This is a genomic window from Oleiphilus sp. HI0061, assembly GCF_001635675.1.
In genome coordinates, this window is sequence record NZ_LWFE01000821.1 from 1 (window position 1) to 397 (window position 397).

1 protein-coding gene is annotated in these 397 nt (G+C 45.1%); it reads left to right on the plus strand.

The annotated features are described in order from the left end of the window. Nucleotides 1-397, plus strand: a 397-nt coding sequence (locus A3735_RS30715; protein WP_197485815.1) for a hypothetical protein, incomplete at both ends; no start/stop codon positions are given.

The following is a 397-nucleotide window of genomic DNA, read 5'->3' on the forward strand; positions in this document are numbered from 1 at the left end:
CGATGGTTGAGAGTGACCGCGACTTTATTCATTTCAAGATCATGGCTTTTATGTGTTGTTTGATCTTTGTGATCGGCTTATACAGTCTAATTAAGTGGTCTTCTGTTGGTTACGACGCACTTGCCGCCTGGGCATGGTTGCTGGTCATTGGTGAGCCTCTATTGCTAATTGCGAACAAGATGGATCGCTTTCCTAGAATGCTGATAGCAAATACACAGGTATTCCTGGCATCTACGTATTGTGCTTGCCTGGTTTATTATCTTGGCGGTCTGCAGTCAGCTCATTTTTACTGGCCTGTTGTATTGATCGGTTTAGCGTTTACGGTGTGTGACCGAAAGTGGGGTGCCTTTTGGAGTGCGGTAATGTTTGCCGAAGTAGTTGTGTTTATCGTGTTGGA